Below are 17821 nucleotides of genomic sequence, written 5' to 3' on the forward strand. Positions count from 1 at the left end.
CAACTCTCTGGTTGTGCTTACTGCCAATCAGGGAGTTTTTATATTACTACAGAAGGGAAGCCAAGCCCACATGACCTCATTAGAAATGCTGCTGCAATTGTTGGAACGAACTGCATTGCTGCTGATTTGCTTATTCTTTATGGCTCGTATTCCAAGATTCCGTGAGGTGCTGCAGCGGGATAATCGATCGCCGATCGAGCTGACCGTGATTACCGTCATATTTTGCTCGTTTGCGATTTTCGGTACGTACTCAGGCATTGAGGTTGAAGGATCGCTGGTGAACATTCGCATTATTGCTGTGATGTCCGGGGGGATCCTGTTTGGTCCCTGGGTAGGGATTATCACCGGGGTCGTCTCAGGATTGCATCGGTACTTAATTGATATCGGTGGAATTACATCAATTCCCTGCCTCATCACCAGTATGATTGCGGGTTTAGTTTCCGGAGTCATTAATCATAAAGTGAAAAAATCAGCCCGCTGGATCTACGGCATTATCGCCGGTATGATCTGTGAAATTTTAACCATGCTGCTTATTTTAGCTTTTGCCGAGCCCTTTGAGCTGGGATTGGACATCGTATCCAAAATCGCCTTTCCTATGATAATTGGGGAGATCAGCATTGGGCTGATTGTGCTGATGATTATGGGGGTCGAGGGCGAGAAAGAGATGATTGCCGCCAAGCAAGCCAAGCTGGCCTTGGAAATTGCGAACAAAACGTTACCCTACTTCCGCTCCACCAGCAAGGAATCCTTGAAGACAATCTGTACGATTATTAAAGATGAAATCGAGGCTGATGCCGTTGCGATTACGGATACCCATAATGTGCTGGCCTATGTTGGATTTGGCGAGGAGCACTACACGGTCGGAGAGGCTATTATCAGCGAGATCACAAAAACTGCGATTCGAACCGGTGAGATCACCATTTCCAATCACATCTCTGAGCATAATCTCCCGCAAATTCAGTATTTTCTGATTATGCCTTTAAAAGAACGGGACGTTGTAACAGGGACACTGAAGGTGTATTACCGGAAAGCCTACAAAGTGACCTACCCGCTGCAGACGATGGCGATTGGGTTATCCCAGATTATTTCCACACTGATGGAGGTTTCAAGGGTCGAGCAAATTAAGGAGGAAGCGAATAAGGCCGAACTCAAAGCGCTGCAAACCAAAATCAACCCCCATTTTTTGTTTAATGCCTTAAACGCCATCGCTTCAACGACACGCAAGAATCCGGAAAAGCCAGAGAATTAATCATCAATCTATCCAATTTCATGAGACACAACTTAGAGCTAAGCGATGAGTTCATTGAAATCCATAAAGAGCTTCAGCAAGTGAAGGATTACGTTGAAATTGAAAAAGCACGCTTTGGCTCGCGGTTACAAGTGAATTATGACATTGATGAGGAGGTTTCGGTTAAAATCCCCAGCTTATTGATTCAGCCTCTCGTCGAAAATGCCATTAATCACGGTGTTCTTAAGACGAAAGGACCGGGAACCGTGACCATTTCTGTGCAGGATCTTGGGGATCAAGTCCGGATCAGCGTGAAGGATACTGGGATTGGAATCGATGAAGAGATCATTCGGAATTTGTACCATGATCAGGTTCCAGCCCATAAAATTGGACTCTATAATGTGCATCAGCGAGTGAAGCTAATTTATGGAGAAGGAGTCGTAATCCAACGTTTGGAGCCGGGCACTGAAGTCTATTTTGATGTAAGGAAAGGAATGTAACTCCACATGAAAGCCATTATTGTCGAGGATGAGATCCCTGCTCGGGAAGAGCTTGAATATATCATTAGCACTTACAGCTCGATTGAGGTAACGGATTGTTTTGAGGACGGGTTGGATGTTCTCAAATTTCTGCAGGAGCATGAGACCGATGCGATTTTCCTGGATATCAACATTCCGTCGCTGGATGGAATCTTCGTCGCAAGCAACATCGCCAAATTTGCGAAGAAGCCGTATATCATTTTTACAACTGCTTATAAGGAACATGCCGCCAAGGCGTTCGAGCTGGAGGCTTTTGATTACATTTTGAAGCCTTATGACGAGAAGCGGATTGCACCGATGTTAAAAAAGCTTGAGGCCGCTTATCATCGTGACCATCCCGTCCGGCAAGATACGAATCCATTGCATCCTGTCGTCCATCATAAGGACGATGAAGGCTCTGCAATCGCCAATCGGATTAACTTACGTAAGGATGACAAAATTATCGTCACTGATGCGAACGACATTTATTATGCTGAAGCCAAAGAGAAGGTGACATTGGTGTATACGTTGGAAGGAGAGTATACGATGCCGATGAGCATCAGCGAGTTTCACACGCTGCTGCCGCAGAGTCTCTTCTTCCGCTGTCATCGTTCTTACTCGGTGAATCTATCGAAAATCCGGGAAATTGTACCCTGGTTTAACCAAACCTATATCTTAAGATTATCGGGGATGGATGCAGAAATTCCGGTAAGTCGATCCAAGGTGAAAGAGTTCCGGCACATCATGAGATTTTGACAGCAACTCATTCCTTGATATCGTCATTTCGTTCTGAAAACGGTTGCGTTGACCTTTTTGGTACTATACTTGGCTCATCAAGAAACACTGTATAGCCTACTGAAAAGAGGAGATCATCACATGAGAGATACCAAGGGTCATCGCTGGCTGATCGTTCTTGGGACAATTATTGTACAAATGGGGCTGGGGACCATCTATACTTGGAGTCTATTTAACCAACCTCTTGTCGAACACTATGGATGGGAGCTAAGCTCGGTAGCTGCCACGTTCTCCATCCTTAGCTTTTCGTTAGCCTTTGCAACCTTGTTTTCGAGTAAGATTCAAGAGAAAATCGGACTTCGGCGATTAATTATGTTTGCAGGGATCATGTTAGGACTAGGATTAATCATCAGCTCGCAAGTGACATCCCTATGGGTGCTCTACCTTTTTGCCGGTGTCTTAGTTGGTGCCGCAGACGGGACGGCTTATATGACGACCTTGTCGAATGCGATTAAATGGTTCCCGAAGAAGAAAGGCCTGATCTCAGGGATCTCCGTAGGGGCATATGGTACGGGCAGCTTAGTGTTCAAATATATTAACAGCAGCATGATTGAAACGTTAGGCGTGTCGAAAGCCTTTATGTTCTGGGGAATCATCGTCATGGTTATGATCGTGGGCGGCTCGTTCCTTCTGAAGGAAGCGAAGGTGCAAAATCAAGTCCAAGCCGATTCAAATACGGTACAGAAGGATTACACGGTCAAAGAAATGCTAAAAACCAAAGAAGCGTACTTGTTATTTATTATCTTCTTCACAGCATGTATGAGCGGTTTGTTCCTGATAGGGATCGTCAAGGATATCGGCGTCAGCATGGCAGGATTGAATGCAGCCACAGCAGCGAATGCGGTTGCTCTGGTCGCGATATTTAATACACTGGGTCGCATTGTACTTGGAGCTTTATCCGATCGGGTGGGTCACCTGAATGTCGTATCCGGCACTTTGTTTGTGACAGCTGCCGCCGTGATCATCTTGAGCTATATGCATCTGAGTTATGGGTCCTTCTTTGCTTGTGTAGCGGCGATTGCGTTTTGCTTCGGCGGGAACATTACCGTATTTCCGGCAATTGTGGCGAATTACTTTGGACTGAAAAACTCCGGTCAAAATTACGGTGTGATCTACCAAGGCTTTGGATTTGGCGCCTTGCTGGCAACCATGATCTCCTCGTTCCTTGGCGGATTTGTACCTACGTTTAAACTCATTGCTGCGATGTGCATGATCTCGTTTATCCTCATTATGCTGTTGAAGCTTCCAGCGATGAAGAAAACGGAGAAGAAAAAATGGGCTTTCCAGAAATTGCAGCATGAATAACTGGGCATGAGAACGAATCGCCTAAGGAGTTAACTGCACACGGCCTTGGCCTCCAAATACCAGCGATATCCGCTTCGAGCGGGGACAACGGCGGCTTCCCCTTGGCGGAACGCATGGGCGAGTTCGTCCATGCGGCCCGTGGCCGGCTCCAGAGCAACGTGATAGTTACCGCCAAAGCCGCCGTAGTTGGCCCAAATGGCCAAGTACGGCACTTTGTCTGCGGGGAAGCGGAACATCAGCGCCTCACCGGTTGCGGGATCACTGATTCCGGCGTACCCGGAGCCGGGCCCGAGCCGGCTAGTAAAATAATACTTCTCCGCGAATCGGCCGTTGTTGGACTCCACGGTGCTCAGGTCGACTTGTTCCCCGGTTGCGCCGCTTGCCAGCGGCCAAAGCTGCTTGGATCCGAACGCACCTAGCCGGCCTTCCTCCGAATAGGAGACCTCGATCTCCGTTAATTCAGGCGGAACGTGCAGCTTCATACCTTCTCGTACCTGCAACAACGGATGCGCCGCCCATAGAAAGGCAAAAGGCGCGCCCGACAGATTCGTCACAGTGTACTCGATGTGAAGTGTGTCTGCTGCAGGAAACGTATATCTTTTCTCCAGGACATAGGGGAATTGTACGCCGCCAATGCGGCAGGATAGGGCTGAGCTCGTGGCCTGATGCTCCCAAGCCCGAGACCAGACCTCTCCGTGGTCGGGGATCGCTCGACCTTGCCAAGGCGCCAGCGGATAGGCCCCGGCATTGATGCCTGGGAACATTTCGTCCCATCCACTCCCGTCGCCAGCGGCAAAGGATGAGCCGTAGCCCTCGTTTCCCAGTGGCTTATCGCTCCTCCACAGCCACTCCCGTCCTGTCTTGCGATTCTGCAGCGATACGGCCTTGCCACCTAGCTCCGGTACGATGGTCACCGCTATAAGCTCGGTTTCTCCGACCCAAGCGTCCCAACCATCCACTTCAGTCTTTCGCCATTGGTTCATCCGTCGCCCCCTCCTCCAACATTGATTTGATGTTTGTGCTTACCCTGGAAATCTGCTACTTATTGCGTTGCGTGTGTGGTGTAACTTGCGTAGTGACTGTTGTAGAGTAACGGGTAACTAATTAATAACTAATGATGTACTTTCTTGCTGCTAACTGTTTGATACTGGTGACTTACTTCGTTTGTAATTTGTTTGTTGAGACTTTTGCGACGTGTCTGTTTGTTCATCGCAACTTATGCGACTTGTGATTTGTGACTTATGACTTGTGAATGTAACTTGTGAGTGTGGCTTGTGAGTGCGTTTTGCCATATAACGATCTCTCGCAGGCAGGATGTTTTCTCGCAACAGCACGAACTCTTGCTTCAGGATGCCTTCTCGCTACAGATTCTTTCTGGCTGCGGGACGCTTCTCGCCGCAGACCGCTCTCTTTCCCGCGAGGGCTGGATTGTCTAACGCTTGTGAACAACGCTATTTGGGCAAAAAAGCGGGTGTACGAATTCTAACGCTTACCAGACACCTTATTTGCTCATTTTAGAGCAAAATGGGGGCTCAATCGCCCCCATAAGAACGCTGGTCAGCGTTAGAATTTGAAACTCGCCATTTTAAGCCAAATAAGCACTGTGGCAAGCGTTAGCGCAGGGTTTGTAAAGTCCCTCCGCAATCCATCAGCACATCCGCCGATGGATCATCGCGCCCTGATGGCTGGGCTCCAGGGCCAGCACCTCATCGAACTGCTCGGCGGCTTCCACCGGCCGGCCAAGGCCCAACTTGCCGAGACCCCGCATGAAGCGGCAGTGGATGACGTTACGTCGGTTCAAGTCGTCCTCGAACACGAGGAAGTCAGGAAGCGATACGGCGAAGTAATCGAACTCCACCTCATCAAACAAATGCTTCTCGGCATAGTCCACCAGCTGGTTAAACCGACGTTTCGCTTCCTTCTCCACGCCTAACTTCCGCCAAGCCAGCCCTTGATAAAAAATCATCTCCGGCGGCTGATCGTTATAGTACATCGCTCCGGCCGGCTCCTCCAGCCCTTGCGAAGCCGCCTGCCAATACGGCATCGCCTGCTCCATCAGGCCCAACCCCTCAAATGCACAGCCCAGGTAATACAGGATGTCGTTTTCCTGCGCTCCGGCGAGCTTGCCTTCCCCGAGATTTTCCGGGTAAACGAGCGCCCGCTCCAACCGTTCGATCGCTTGCTCGGCATTCCCGGCCGCGAGTGCCTGCTTCCCAAGCTCGACAAGGGCGAACCTGTACTGCCCGGTCACTTTGCCTTCTCCGCCTTCCCAAGGGTGGAACTTGCGAGCTTCCAACGCCCGCAAAGCTTCGTCGTGGCGGCTTAACGTATTCAGCAGCGTGACGTATTCCAGATACAAATCGTCGCGTTTCTCCACAAGCGCCAAGTGACGTTCCAGCGCCGCAAGCCGCTCCGCCGCCGGACGGCCCAGCTTCTTATAGAGCTGATCCAGCTCGAAAAACACGCGGGCGTCTTCCGGATTCAACGCGAACGCCGTCTCCAGCGCTTCCCGCGCCGCATCGACATCCTGGCGCTTGTTGTAATAAGCCAGCGCCAAATTGCGGTGCACGGTCGGGAACCCGGCGTCCACCTCCCGGGACGCCTCCCAGTGAGCGATCGCATCGTCCGGGCGTTTCTTGTCATACATCCAGTTGCCAAGGTAGTAATGCGCTTTCGCATCGCCCGGGTTCGCCGCGATCGCACTTTGCAGCACGAGCAGGTCCGTCAGGCTGTTCGGGAAGCAGTAGTCCGCCGGCGCGGCGGCGCCTGCCTGCCGATGGCGCGCGGCCAGTTCGACCTGGCCGGTCCGCTCATACGCGTAGGCCAAGGTGTAATGCAGCATCGGGTAAGCCGGCGTGTCTGCGTCCGGCGCAATCCGCTGCATCACCTGCACGGCTTCGTCATACAGGCCGAAGCCGAGATAGTCCGCGGCCAGCTGCAGGACGTTGTGCGCGTCACCGCGCATCAACCGCTGGAGCTCGGCCAGGACTTCATCCGCCGCTGCCGCATCGCCCAAGGCCCGCAGCGCGGCCCAGCGCTCGTTGGCGGCGCCGAAGTCGGCCGGGTCCAGCGCCAGCGTCTCGCCCGTGTAGGCGAGCGCTTCCTCCGGCCGACCGAGCTTCCGCAACAGCGCTGCCTTCAAATGCCGCGCCTTATAGTTGCGGCTATTGCGGATTAGCGAGCGCTCGGCCAACTCGAGCGCCTCCGCATAGCTGCCGCGGCCGCAGGCGATCGCGGCCAGCGAATAGTAGCCGCTGTCCTGCCAGGCAGCGGACCAGACGGCTTTGTAGAAGGCGGCGAACGCCTCTTCGTCTCGCCCTTGCAGCTGCAGAGCCAGCCCGAGCTGGTACAGCGCTTCGCTGTCGTACGGGTTCGGGTTGCGCCAGGTCAGCGACTTCACGGCCGTGCGGAAATGCGCCTCCGCCTCGGCGAACCGGCCCCGGCGCAGCAGCAACGTGCCGTAAGCGACATTAATGCGGATATCTCTGGCGTCGCGCTTCAGGCCTTCCAAGTAATACGCCTCCGGCTCAAACGTAGCATGGCGGTATTGCTCCAGATGAAGGCCCGCCAAATACAGCTGCTCGTTCGTCTTCAGCTCCTCCGGCTTCGGCAGCGGTTTGGCGGCTTCCGGCACCTGTTCGATCGACGGTTTCGCCGGGCGATACGAGATCAGCAGCCGTCCTTCGCGGTCGCACACCGTCACCCGCAAGTCATGTGGCTGATCGCCTTCATCCAGCGAGACAACGGTTTTGAATGTCTCCACCGGCGACAGCCGCACGGTATCCGATACATAGGTTCGGCGTACGCCTTTGAGCTCCACGACCGCCCCTTCATAATCGGATGTTGCATACGCCAGCACCGTTGCCGTCCGCGCCTTCTCGTCGACTTCAAGGTTAACGGCCGCTTCGATGGAAGCATTTTTGACAACACCGATGTCTTTGTAAGGCATAAAATACTGCTTAAACGACTTCTCCTCATACGGCTGGAGCCAGGTGAAGTCCGGCTGGTTGTCGGTATACACCCCGGTCATCAGCTCGATGTACGGACCGTCCTCATCCGTCAGATTGCGGTCCCACGCCTGGCCAAATTCTCCGTTCCCCCAAGTCCATTGCTTCTTCCCCGGGGAAATGTGGTGATTGGCGACATGCAGCAGACCGGCTTGCACGCCATGGTCGTAGCCGCCGACAAAGTTGAAGTCGGATTTGTAAGCCATGTAGGACGTAGGGACCGGAATATTTTTGTAGCGAGAAATATCGACGCCCTCCGAGTAATCCATCTTGTAGTACGTGCCGGTGGCAATCGGGAACCGTGAGACATCGCGCTTGCCATGGTCAAAGACGGCAGTAACGTCCGGCGGGAACACGGACTGCGTATGATCGTTCACCGCCACAGCCGGGTTCGCCCACCACAGGAACGTTTGCGGCTCCGGCGTCCGATTGTAGAGCTGCGCAGAGATCTCCAAATAGGCCTTCCCCGGATAAAGCGTAAACCCGGCCGTCATCTTGGTGCCGTACATACGGTCGATTTCGCTGACCCAAACGGTAGCGCTGCCGTCCTCCCTTTGCTCCAGTCGATATTCGACCGGGCCAAACGTGTTCGGCCGATGATGCTGCGGCCAGTTGAACTCGATGCCGCCGGAAATCCACGGCCCGGCCAGGCCAACCAGCGCCGGCTTGATCACGCGATTGTAGTAAACGAAGTCGTAGTTATTCGTCTTGTCTAGCGCGCGATAAATCCGTCCTCCGAGTTCCGGCATGATTTCGATCCGCACGTACTCATTTTCCAAAATCGCCAGCCGATAGCTGACCTCCCGCTTCTCGTCGTAAATCTTATCGATGACCGGATAGGGATACACACGTCCGGAGCTGCCTTGATACACGCGTTTTTCCAAAAACATCGGGTTCTTGTCCGGCTCCCCAACCCCATACGTCGGAATGAGCTTATCCTCTTCCCAGACCCGAACGGCCGCCTTGGCAGACGCCTCCCGGTGTTGAACGTTCATCTCAAAAATCCTCCCCTTCTCCCCGTCATTGGTTGAATCGGTTGTAACCCCAATGTAACCCGGTGCCGAAGGAATTCCAATTGACGAAATACGGGGAATGATGGACTATATTCTTATATGGGGGTGACTTGCATGGATCAACAAATTCGTAAGCCGGACGGTTTTGAGTCGCAAAAACTGTTTGTGCAACCGGACTATATGCTGAAGGAACTGAAAAACTCCGCATTGACGTGCCCGCTGTTTGTTAGCGATATCGGGTTTTTCCCGAACGCCCTGCACCATTATCGGGAACGGCCCGAGGGGGCGGACGCTCATATCTTCATCTACTGTGTGGAAGGCGAAGGATGGGTGGAATGGAGCGAGGAGGCGGGCAACAGGCAGCAAAGCTACCCGCTGACAGAGCGTCAGCTGGCGGTAATCCCCGCACATACGCCGCACCGATATGGGGCTTCGGCCGATAAACCCTGGAGTATCTACTGGTTTCACCTGCAAGGCGAGGATACCCAGGCATTAATTCACACCTACGGCCTGAACCAGGGCGGCCCGGTCCGGCTGCCGCTGAGCGTACATGCCCAGCTGTTGGAGCATTTTGAACAGTGCTACCGTCTGCTTCATGACAAGTACTACGCCCTGCCCGTGCAGATTCATGTCGCGCAGACGATGCGCCACCTGCTTAGCAGCATTGGGCTCAGCGCCGAGCGGTCGTCGCAGGACCGCAAACGCGAGCGCTATTTCGATGAAGCGGTTCGCTACATGACCGAGCGGCTGACAGAGAGCCTCACGCTGTCCGAACTGGCGAAGCAGGTGGGGCTCTCCAAACAGCATCTCGTCTACTTGTTTAACCGGGAGGCGGGGCTTCCGCCGATCGAATATTTTCTGCGGCTGAAAATGCAACGGGCCGGACAGTTCCTGGACCTCACCGGCTTAAGCGTCAAAGAGATCGCCGGTGCGGTCGGCTTGTCCGACCCGTATTATTTTTCGCGAATATTTAAGAAGATTATGGGGTACTCCCCCACCGAATACCGCCGTATTCCAAAGGGATAATGATGCCCGAAAGCAGCCTCCCACACGCCAGAGCAAGCCGGGCCTTATCCACCGATGCGCATCAGGATTGCCTCACGGGCGGCTTTCGTCATTCCACGGAGCACCAGATCGTACGAGTGGTCGATCATCGCCTGCAATTCGTCCATCGACAAGCTGCCATCTGCGGTGACTGTATTCCAGTGCTTTTTGTTCAAATGATACCCCGGCTTCACGCATTCGTGCTGTTCCCGGAGATTGGCAGCGATCATGGGGTCACATTTCAGCGAGATGCTTGCTGTTTCATCATCGGCGGTAACAGGCAGCAGAGCGAACATTTTGCCCCCGACCTTGATGACCGTCGTATCCGGGCCAAAAGGATACTCCTCGACCGCCCCTTTTTTGGACAAACAATATTCAACCAACTTACGGTACACGACCCTTCCCCCTCATTGGCTTGCTTATGTTGTAACTATACGTCAGATGGGTGCCGAAGTTTCGCTTCGGCGGTTGCAGCGTTTGCTTCGCCAGCTGTTCGCCGCCCGCGTAGTCGCCGACAAACAGCCGCTCGCGAATCGCGGCCAGCGCCGCCTGTGCCTCCGAGCCCGGCGGTGCCAACCTCCTCCGCTTGGCCGGACCAATAGGTCGATTCGGTCAGGTTCCAGACCTCGCGCTCCGGTGCGGCCATCACGACGGCGCCGATCCGCCCGATGCCCGCGGGCAGCCCCTCTGACCAGCCTGCAGCCGGCTTGTCATACCAGAGCTTGGTTGCGCCATGCTCCGCCGCATTCACCTTCATGGCCGAGCCACCGCCTCGCCGGCAGCCATCCGGTCGTCCGGGATCAGTCGATATGTTGCCCCGGCTTCCGTCTCAAATCGGAGGTCGCCATCCTCCATCGTTTCCACGGCCACCTTCACACCGCCGTGGTATACGGTCAGCGGCGTCCCTCCGTCGAGGCCGACCCGAACGCGGCAGGCATGGCCCAGCGTCGACACGATCTTGGCCTCAGCCAGCTTGCCGTTCGCCCAGCGCAGGCTAACCTCGAAGCCGCCGCGGGCGCGAAGGCCGCGGATCTCGCCGTCCGGCCAGGCCTTCGGCAGAGCGGGCAGCAGTACCAGCGCGGGGCGGTGCGACTGCAGCAACATTTCGGCGATGCCCGCCGAAGCGGCAAAGTTGCCGTCAATCTGGAACGGCGGATGCGCGCCCAACAGGCTGGCGTAAACGCCGCCGTGGTTATAGCGCTCCGTTTCGCCGTCCTTCACCAGCCGCAGCATATTGCCGAGCAGCCGCAGCGCCCGATCGCCGTCGCCGAACCGGCTCCATAGGGCAACTCGCCAGCCCAGGCTCCATCCGGTGCTTTCATCGCCCCGCCGCTCCAGCACTTGCCGCGCAGCGGCGAACAGCTCCGGCGTCTCCTCGACCGAGAGCTGGCGGCCGGGATAGACACCCACCAGGTGGGAGGTGTGCCGATGATGGACATCCTCATCCTCGAAATCCCGGCTCCACTCCTGCAGTTGCCCATACTTCCCAACCTGCAGCGGCAAGAGCCGCTCCCGGGTCTGCCGCAGTTCCTCGCGGAACGCTTCATCGATGCCAAGCACACCCGCCGCCTCAATGCAGTTCGTAAACAGCTCCCAGATGAGTGACAAGTCCATGGTGGCTCCCTCACTAATCCCCGCTGCACCGCTTGCCGTGCGGAATTTATGCTCTGGCGAGGTCGACGGCGAAGTGACGAGATAGCCGGACTCGTCTTCGATCAGCCAGTCGAGGGCAAACATCGCAGCGTCCCTCATGATGGGATAAGCAAAATCATGTAAATATGCGACGTCCCCGCCAAAGACGTAATGCTCCCATAAATGCTGGGTTAACCAGACACCACCCATCGGCCACAGCGCCCAGACCGGATCGCCATCGCCGAAATCGCCCACCGGGGCGGTGTGCCCCCAAATGTCCGAGTTGTGATGGGCCACCCACCCCCGAGTACCGTAGTTGACGGAGGCCGTTTTCGCCCCATTCTCAGCCAGGTTGCCGATCATCTCCAGCAGCGGCCAGTGGCACTCTGCCAGGTTGCATACCTCGGCCGGCCAATAGTTCATTTCCGCATTGATATTTAGCGTCCAGTTGCTGCTCCACGGCGGCCGAGTCATCGCGTTCCAGATTCCTTGCAGGTTGGCCGCCTGCGTCCCAGGTCGGGAGCTGGAGATCAGCAAATATCTGCCGTAATGGAACAGCAGCTCAACCAGCCCCGGATCAGCGGCTCCGTACTCTACGATCCGCCGCTCCGTGTCCAGTCCTTCCGGAGCTGCTGTCTCCCCTAACCGCAGGCTGACTCGGTTAAACAGGGCTTGGTAGTCCTCGATATGCCGGGCTTGAATCTCCCGATAACGGCTGCCCAATGCACCAGCCAAGTCCGCCTTGGCCCGAGATGCAGCCACTTCCGCCGGAATCGATTCCGGTCGCCCCGCACCGGGAATTTGATCGAATCGATCAAAGCTTGTCGCGGCGCTGAAATACAATACCGCCTCTGTAGCATCGAGCACGCGAATCCCGTCCCCGTGGGCGCTGACCCGGCCGTCGGTTTCTGCAACCGCCAGTCGTCCCTCAAAAGCCATTGCCGGTGAGATTTCCGGATCGCCGTAGCGGATCGGGCGATCTGCGTTCACGTAGTTCGGCTCCACCCGTTCCGGAGCTGTCCCCCGCAGCACGAATGCCCCATCTTCCACAGCAGTATCGTGGCGGAGCGGGCTGTCGAGTCGCGCATGAAAAGCAAGCGCTCCCGGTTGGCTGCACGTCAGCCGCATGGCGATGATCCGATCGGGATGGGAAGCGAAGACTTCACGCTTATAGCTTACTTCCCCAACGTTGTATTCCGTCACGTGGACAGCGTTTGCCAAATCCAGCGTGCGCCGGTAATTCCGACAGGCGGCTCCGTGCTCGAACGTCAGCTGTAAATCGCCAAACGGCAAATAGGATTCCGTGTATGGCCCCAGCATCTGGCGCCCCAGTTGATCCGCCTCCTCGTAGCGGCCTTCCCGGACCAGCTTCCTTACCTCAGGCAGTACCTGCCGGGCGGAAGGATTGTTCCAATCGCGCGGATATCCGGACCACAACGTATCTTCATTCAGACTGAGCGTTTCCCGTTCCACCCCGCCGTAAATCATCGCGCCAAGGCGTCCGTTTCCGATCGGCAATGCTTCGGTCCAGACCGCAGCCGGTCTGTCGTACTGTAGCCTAGTGTTTTGCTCCATCTTGTTTTCCTCCCCTACCAGATCTTTAGTTACTCTTCACCTGCTCTTCATCGCCAAGAAACACATTGTCTGCGATCACCGCATCCGGGCATGCCTCCAAGATGACGGCACTTCCCTGGTCAAATTCCCCAGCGAACGCCAGCGATATCTCGTTCCCTCGAAACACCAAGTCCTGTACGCAACGTGCGGACAGCAGCAAGCCGCACACCGATTCGAAACGATTGTGCACGATGGCAATTCCGCGATGAACCGCTATCTCCGGATGTACCTCCCGATTCTCCGGCGCAATGGTGATCACTGCATGCGTTTCGCCGCCGCAGTCGAAGAATTGATTATCCTCGATAACCATCTCCTCAACTGTACCTGACTCAAACCAGGAGCGCGCATCAGCCGCAACAAGAATGGCGCTCATCTGTATCCTTTCAAATACGTTACCATGGATCACGGTTCGCCGCCGCGTGGAAGCCAGCACCCCGCGCGTCGGAATACGGGCGAAGTGGTTGCCCGTAATTTCCACCTCCGGGGACCAGGTGACGTTCTCGATCACATCTTGCGGCCTCATCTCCCTTGGGGTTGGCTGCTCCAGCGTAAGCAGCAGCTCGCGAGGGTTTAACCGCAGAACCTCACTCACCCTGCCGCTTCCGTAGGTCACCAGCGTATCCGTATGAACGAAGCCGATCTCGTCCCCGGCACGGAAAGCCGGGATCCCATAAGTTTGAGGATGCATGAACCTTACCAACAGCTGATTAGGCGCCGGACGGCCAACAATTTGCAGGTAGGTCCCATGGACGTTAATCGCGTCGTCATGTGCCCCGGCAAACCGGCAATCCCGAATCACCGCTTGCCCCCGGCAGCCAGACAGATGGATGAAATCCGCGAAGCCGGCCACCGTCCGGCCGCTTTCGGCCCTTGGCGACAGGTCCAAGCGCTCGAAAACGAGGTTTTCGCTGAATTGTCCCACCAGCCCTAGCCCATGCATAAAATGAAACCCGCAGCCTGTGAACGTGATATTCGCACTTTCATGGACAAGGACGCCTACTTGATCACGGATTCCATCCCGCATCTGAACTACGCGACCGGGGGCCAATCCCTCAGGTATACCGCGGTCAAAATAAAACCTGATCCGACCAGGACCAACTTCCTCCACCAGGGTCGTCTTCCGCTCCAGCCAATTGTCCACCCGCCAGGTTGTATTTTCCGCCGGTTCACATAGCTGCATCGGCCCAGACTGAAAGCGCCAGCCCTCACCAACCCATGTCAGTCGGCCTTCCTGAATAGCATACCTCGAATCGGGATGCACCACCGCCTCCATCCAACACGCCTCAGGCTCGCAATGCACCACGGTCATTTCTGCCACTGTCGGTTGGGCGTAATCGAAGTGAAGGTCCTGGATGACGATGTCCTTGCTGCCGTCGATCAGCAGCATTGTCTGCTTGCCGTGGAACATGAACAGAGACCCGTTCCCCTTAATGGTCAACTGCTTTTGTCCTTTCAGCAGCATCCCAATTGTTTTCGTAATATCGAAATGCTCCTCTTCACTTGCGGTATTGGTGACATGATAAGGAGCCCGAATCGCCGATTGCGGATAAAAATGATACCGGCCCAAAGGCACCTCCAGCACAACAGGCCCTTCTGTTTGCATAGCGGCTTCCAGCGCCATCTGCATCGCGGGCTGCGTATCCTCTTGCGTATCCGGCCGAGCCCCATAATCACTTAAGGAGATCACAATCACAGGTAGGTTCATCCTCCTCGGGCACCTCCATTCGGAGCGTATCCCACATGTGTTCAGAAGCTAGTTCTGGCGTTATCCTATCTTCGCTCAACATACCACATCTGCTCCTCTCCATCTATCACTGTTTTGGAAAAATAATGCCGGAAAATGTCCCTTTTGGGGGCTGAGAAAAAGGGAATGCCGGCCCAAAGGCCGGCTTCCTTGATTCAAGCCGCGATCATGCGACCAGAGAGGATCTAATTATTTCGCCAATTGATCATAAGCCTTCTGCAGGATCTCCAGATAACGATCCAGCTTCAGAGCCTTCAGCCCTTTCACATAAGCGTCCCAATCCTTGTTCAGATCCTTGTTGCCCGTGATGAACTGCAGTTGGCTCTGCTCAATATAATTTTTCAGGTTCGTTTGCAGCATGCTGGCTTCGTCAATTTCGCTCGGATCGATCCAGATCGCCCAGATAGGGAAAATCTCACTCGGCTCATGCCCCTGATAGAGGAGCGTAGCGTTGTACAATCTGCGTTCATAGCCGTCCGAAGCATAAATATCTTCACCTTGAACCCAAGTGTCGCGATACTCCTTCGGCATATAGAAATGCCCCATGCCGCTCCAGCCTGCATTACGCGGTGCTTCGCCTTCCTTCATCGGGATTTGCTTGACCATCGGCGTTGCATTTTCGCCCAGCGCTTTATCCCCAGGCTCCGGATCGGTCCAGTCGATGCCCTTCAAGCCGCTGGCGGCATTCGTTTGGCCTTCCGGCGTGTACATGTAGTCAATCGCTTTAATCAAAGCGATTTGCGCTTCCTCGCTGGCCTTATTCGTAATGACGAATTTCGCCCCAGAGGTGACGCCGCCGTTGTCATGCGTCGCATACGAAACCCCATTTGGCCCGCTCAAAGGCGCCAGCGGGTTATAATGGGCGGAACGCGAGTTGCCCGGATCGATGTTGATGAAGATCGCAGGATGCATACCTGCCCCGGCACCGAGAATTTCCGCATCTGCGTTTTCCCCGATTTTCTTGTAGGCTTCCGCGTTTTGCGTAAAGGCCCCCGGGTCAATCAACCCTTCATCATACAGCGATTTGATATAAGCCAAACCTTCTCTCCATTCCGGCTTGATCGCTGCCGAGACGACCTTCCCATTCTCCAGATTTAAGTAGTTGCGGTCGTCGTCATATACGAAGGCATTCATCAGATACGGCACGATACGTACGCCAAAGTCTTCAATGGAACCGCTGAGCGGCACTTCGTCGGCTTTGCCGTTACCGTTTGGATCTTGAGTTTTGAACGCCTGCAGCATCGCTTTGAACTCTTCCGTTGTTTTAGGCTCTTCCATATTCAGCTTCTTCAGCCACTCGGTATTCACCCACATTTTGTTCGGATAAGAGCAGTGGAAGCACTCCGTATAAGCGCCAAGCCCGTAAATATTACCGTCCGGAGCTGTGTACAGCGCTTTCATTTCTGGCGTTTCTTCCATGGCCTTTTTAATGTTAGGGGCATATTTATCGATCAGGTCGTTCAGCGGAATCAACACCCCTTGCTGGCCGTATTTAAGTACATCCGCTTGAGAGAACTCATCGATATATGCCGTCAACAGGTAAGCCTCCGGGTAATCGCCGCTCGCCAATGAAATTTGGCGTTTCTCCTTCGCGCCGTCAGACGGGTTAATCTGCCAATTAAATTTAATGTTAAACTTCTCTTCCAAAAACTTCGTAAACTTGTTGGTCGGAATGTCGATGCCCGATTCCTGAACTGCGAACACGCTGATTTCCACCGGTTTCGTGGATTCGGCGCCGCCGGACGAGCCGTTGCCCTGGGCGCTGTTCGAGCTCTCTGTATTTTTCCCCGAACAGCCGCTGAGGACCAGCGTAACCGCTAGAACCAGCATGAACATACTAAGCAGGGTTTTTTTCAAATTCAAATTTGATCGCTCCCTTTTTGTATAGATGTCATTCGTTTCCCTTCTGCAACTCTCATGGTGCCAATCGAGAGCATCACCTCCTTCTATCATGAAGTCCGCCGCCTTTTGGCGCAACCGCTACTTTATGGAGGAGCAGGAATCAGCCTTTCACTGAACCAACCAACATCCCTTGAACAAAATAGCGCTGCACAAACGGATAGATGATCAGCACCGGCAGCGTGGCCACCACAATTAACGAGTATTTCAGCAATTCAGCCAACTGCTGCTTCTCGACCATGGCGATCGCATCCATGTTGCTGCCGCTGTTGTTCTGGATAATGATGCTTCGCAAGATCAGCTGCAGCGGGAACAGATCCGCCGACTTCAAGTAAATCAACGCATCGAAATAAGCGTTCCACTGCCCAACTGCATACATCAGCACGAGTACGGCAATGATGGGTTTCGACAACGGCAGCACTACGCTCCAGATGAACCTCAGATCGCTGCAGCCGTCGATTTCACTTGCTTCCAGCAGCTCCTCGGGAATCGAGGTCTGGAAGAAGGAGCGGGCGATGATCACCTGCCAGACCCAGATCGCATTGGGGATCAGAAGGGCCCAGCGCGTATCGATTAGATCCAGCCCCTTCACCACCATATAAGTCGGAATCAAGCCCCCGCTAAAAATCATCGTGAAGGTAATAAACATCATTAACGCGTTTCGTCCGAAGAACGAACGGCGTGACAGCGGATAGGCAATCATGATGGTCAACGTGACACTGATCAGGGTTCCGGCGGTTGTATAAAAGATCGAGTTCAGGTAGCCGGTGATCACCTCACCTCTGCGAAACAATTCTTCAAAGCCTTTAAACGACAGGTCCACCGGCCACAACCAGACCCGGCCCGATGTAACCGCCGCCGGAGAGCTGATGGAGCTGCTGATGATATAGATGAGCGGATAAAGCACAATGATGACGAGCAGGGTCAGGATCACGTAGATGAAGCCAAGAAATATCCGGTCTCCTGCTGATTCTTTGATTCTTCGCTTTGGGGTTGCTATAGCTGCCATATCCTAACTCCTT

11 protein-coding genes and 2 pseudogenes are annotated in these 17821 nt (G+C 54.5%); 4 read left to right on the top strand and 9 right to left on the bottom strand.

Translation table 11 applies throughout. The features are described from left to right. Positions 1-70 precede the first annotated feature (70 nt). The 3 genes and pseudogenes from PBA01S_RS03015 (at position 71) to PBA01S_RS03025 (ending at position 3846) form a co-directional block, all read left to right on the top strand. Positions 71-1728: pseudogene (locus PBA01S_RS03015) on the top strand (LytS/YhcK type 5TM receptor domain-containing protein). A 6-nt stretch (positions 1729-1734) separates the two neighbouring features. Beyond that, entirely contained in the window at positions 1735-2502 is a 768-nt protein-coding gene (locus tag PBA01S_RS03020; RefSeq protein ID WP_085169540.1) for a LytR/AlgR family response regulator transcription factor, read from the top strand. A 120-nt stretch (positions 2503-2622) separates the two neighbouring features. Next, entirely contained in the window at positions 2623-3846 is a 1224-nt protein-coding gene (locus tag PBA01S_RS03025; RefSeq protein ID WP_028537481.1) for an L-lactate MFS transporter, read from the top strand. A 29-nt stretch (positions 3847-3875) separates the two neighbouring features. On the opposite strand, the gene PBA01S_RS03030 is transcribed toward PBA01S_RS03025, so the two are convergent. Both PBA01S_RS03030 and PBA01S_RS03035 read right to left on the bottom strand, forming a co-directional pair. Then, complete coding sequence (locus PBA01S_RS03030) at positions 3876-4829, bottom strand: aldose epimerase family protein (protein WP_085169542.1); 954 nt, start codon at positions 4827-4829, stop codon at positions 3876-3878. Between the two features lie 665 nt (positions 4830-5494). Continuing rightward, positions 5495-8848 (bottom strand): DUF5107 domain-containing protein, encoded by a 3354-nt coding sequence (locus tag PBA01S_RS03035; RefSeq protein ID WP_127575300.1) that lies wholly within the window; start codon positions 8846-8848, stop codon positions 5495-5497. A 132-nt stretch (positions 8849-8980) separates the two neighbouring features. Here PBA01S_RS03035 and PBA01S_RS03040 point away from each other — a divergent pair, with 132 nt between their 5' ends. After that, positions 8981-9892, top strand: a complete 912-nt coding sequence (locus PBA01S_RS03040; RefSeq protein ID WP_127575301.1) for an AraC family transcriptional regulator — start codon at positions 8981-8983, stop codon at positions 9890-9892. 44 nt (positions 9893-9936) lie between these two features. Here the strand turns inward: PBA01S_RS03040 and PBA01S_RS03045 are convergent, their stop codons facing one another. The 7 genes and pseudogenes from PBA01S_RS03045 to PBA01S_RS03070 all read right to left on the bottom strand — a co-directional run bounded on the left by PBA01S_RS03045 (position 9937) and on the right by PBA01S_RS03070 (position 17808). Then, the gene (locus tag PBA01S_RS03045) at positions 9937-10305 is read right to left on the bottom strand and encodes an MmcQ/YjbR family DNA-binding protein (protein WP_028537477.1); all 369 of its coding nucleotides are present in this window, start codon (positions 10303-10305) and stop codon (positions 9937-9939) included. Further along, positions 10295-10486 (bottom strand): hypothetical protein, encoded by a 192-nt coding sequence (locus PBA01S_RS23040; RefSeq protein ID WP_255315282.1) that lies wholly within the window; start codon positions 10484-10486, stop codon positions 10295-10297. Before PBA01S_RS23040 ends, PBA01S_RS03045 begins: the two co-directional genes overlap by 11 nt. A 46-nt stretch (positions 10487-10532) precedes the next feature. Beyond that, positions 10533-10667: pseudogene (locus tag PBA01S_RS23045) on the bottom strand (glycoside hydrolase N-terminal domain-containing protein); the annotation flags it as partial. Next, a complete protein-coding gene (locus tag PBA01S_RS03055) occupies positions 10664-13117 on the bottom strand; it encodes a glycoside hydrolase family 95 protein (RefSeq protein ID WP_127575302.1) in 2454 nt (817 codons plus the stop codon). The pseudogene PBA01S_RS23045 and the gene PBA01S_RS03055, both read right to left, overlap by 4 nt. Positions 13118-13142: 25 nt before the next feature. Beyond that, a complete protein-coding gene (locus PBA01S_RS03060) occupies positions 13143-14861 on the bottom strand; it encodes a right-handed parallel beta-helix repeat-containing protein (RefSeq protein ID WP_127575303.1) in 1719 nt (572 codons plus the stop codon). A gap of 228 nt (positions 14862-15089) precedes the next feature. Then, positions 15090-16757: an extracellular solute-binding protein gene (locus PBA01S_RS03065; RefSeq protein WP_127575323.1), complete on the bottom strand. Its 1668-nt coding sequence runs from the start codon at positions 16755-16757 to the stop codon at positions 15090-15092. A gap of 145 nt (positions 16758-16902) precedes the next feature. After that, a complete protein-coding gene (locus PBA01S_RS03070) occupies positions 16903-17808 on the bottom strand; it encodes a carbohydrate ABC transporter permease (protein WP_127575304.1) in 906 nt (301 codons plus the stop codon). Between the last annotated feature and the right edge of the window lie 13 nt (positions 17809-17821).

This window comes from Paenibacillus barengoltzii NBRC 101215 (genome assembly GCF_004000745.1).
Taxonomy (GTDB): Bacteria; Bacillota; Bacilli; order Paenibacillales; family Paenibacillaceae; genus Fontibacillus; species Fontibacillus barengoltzii.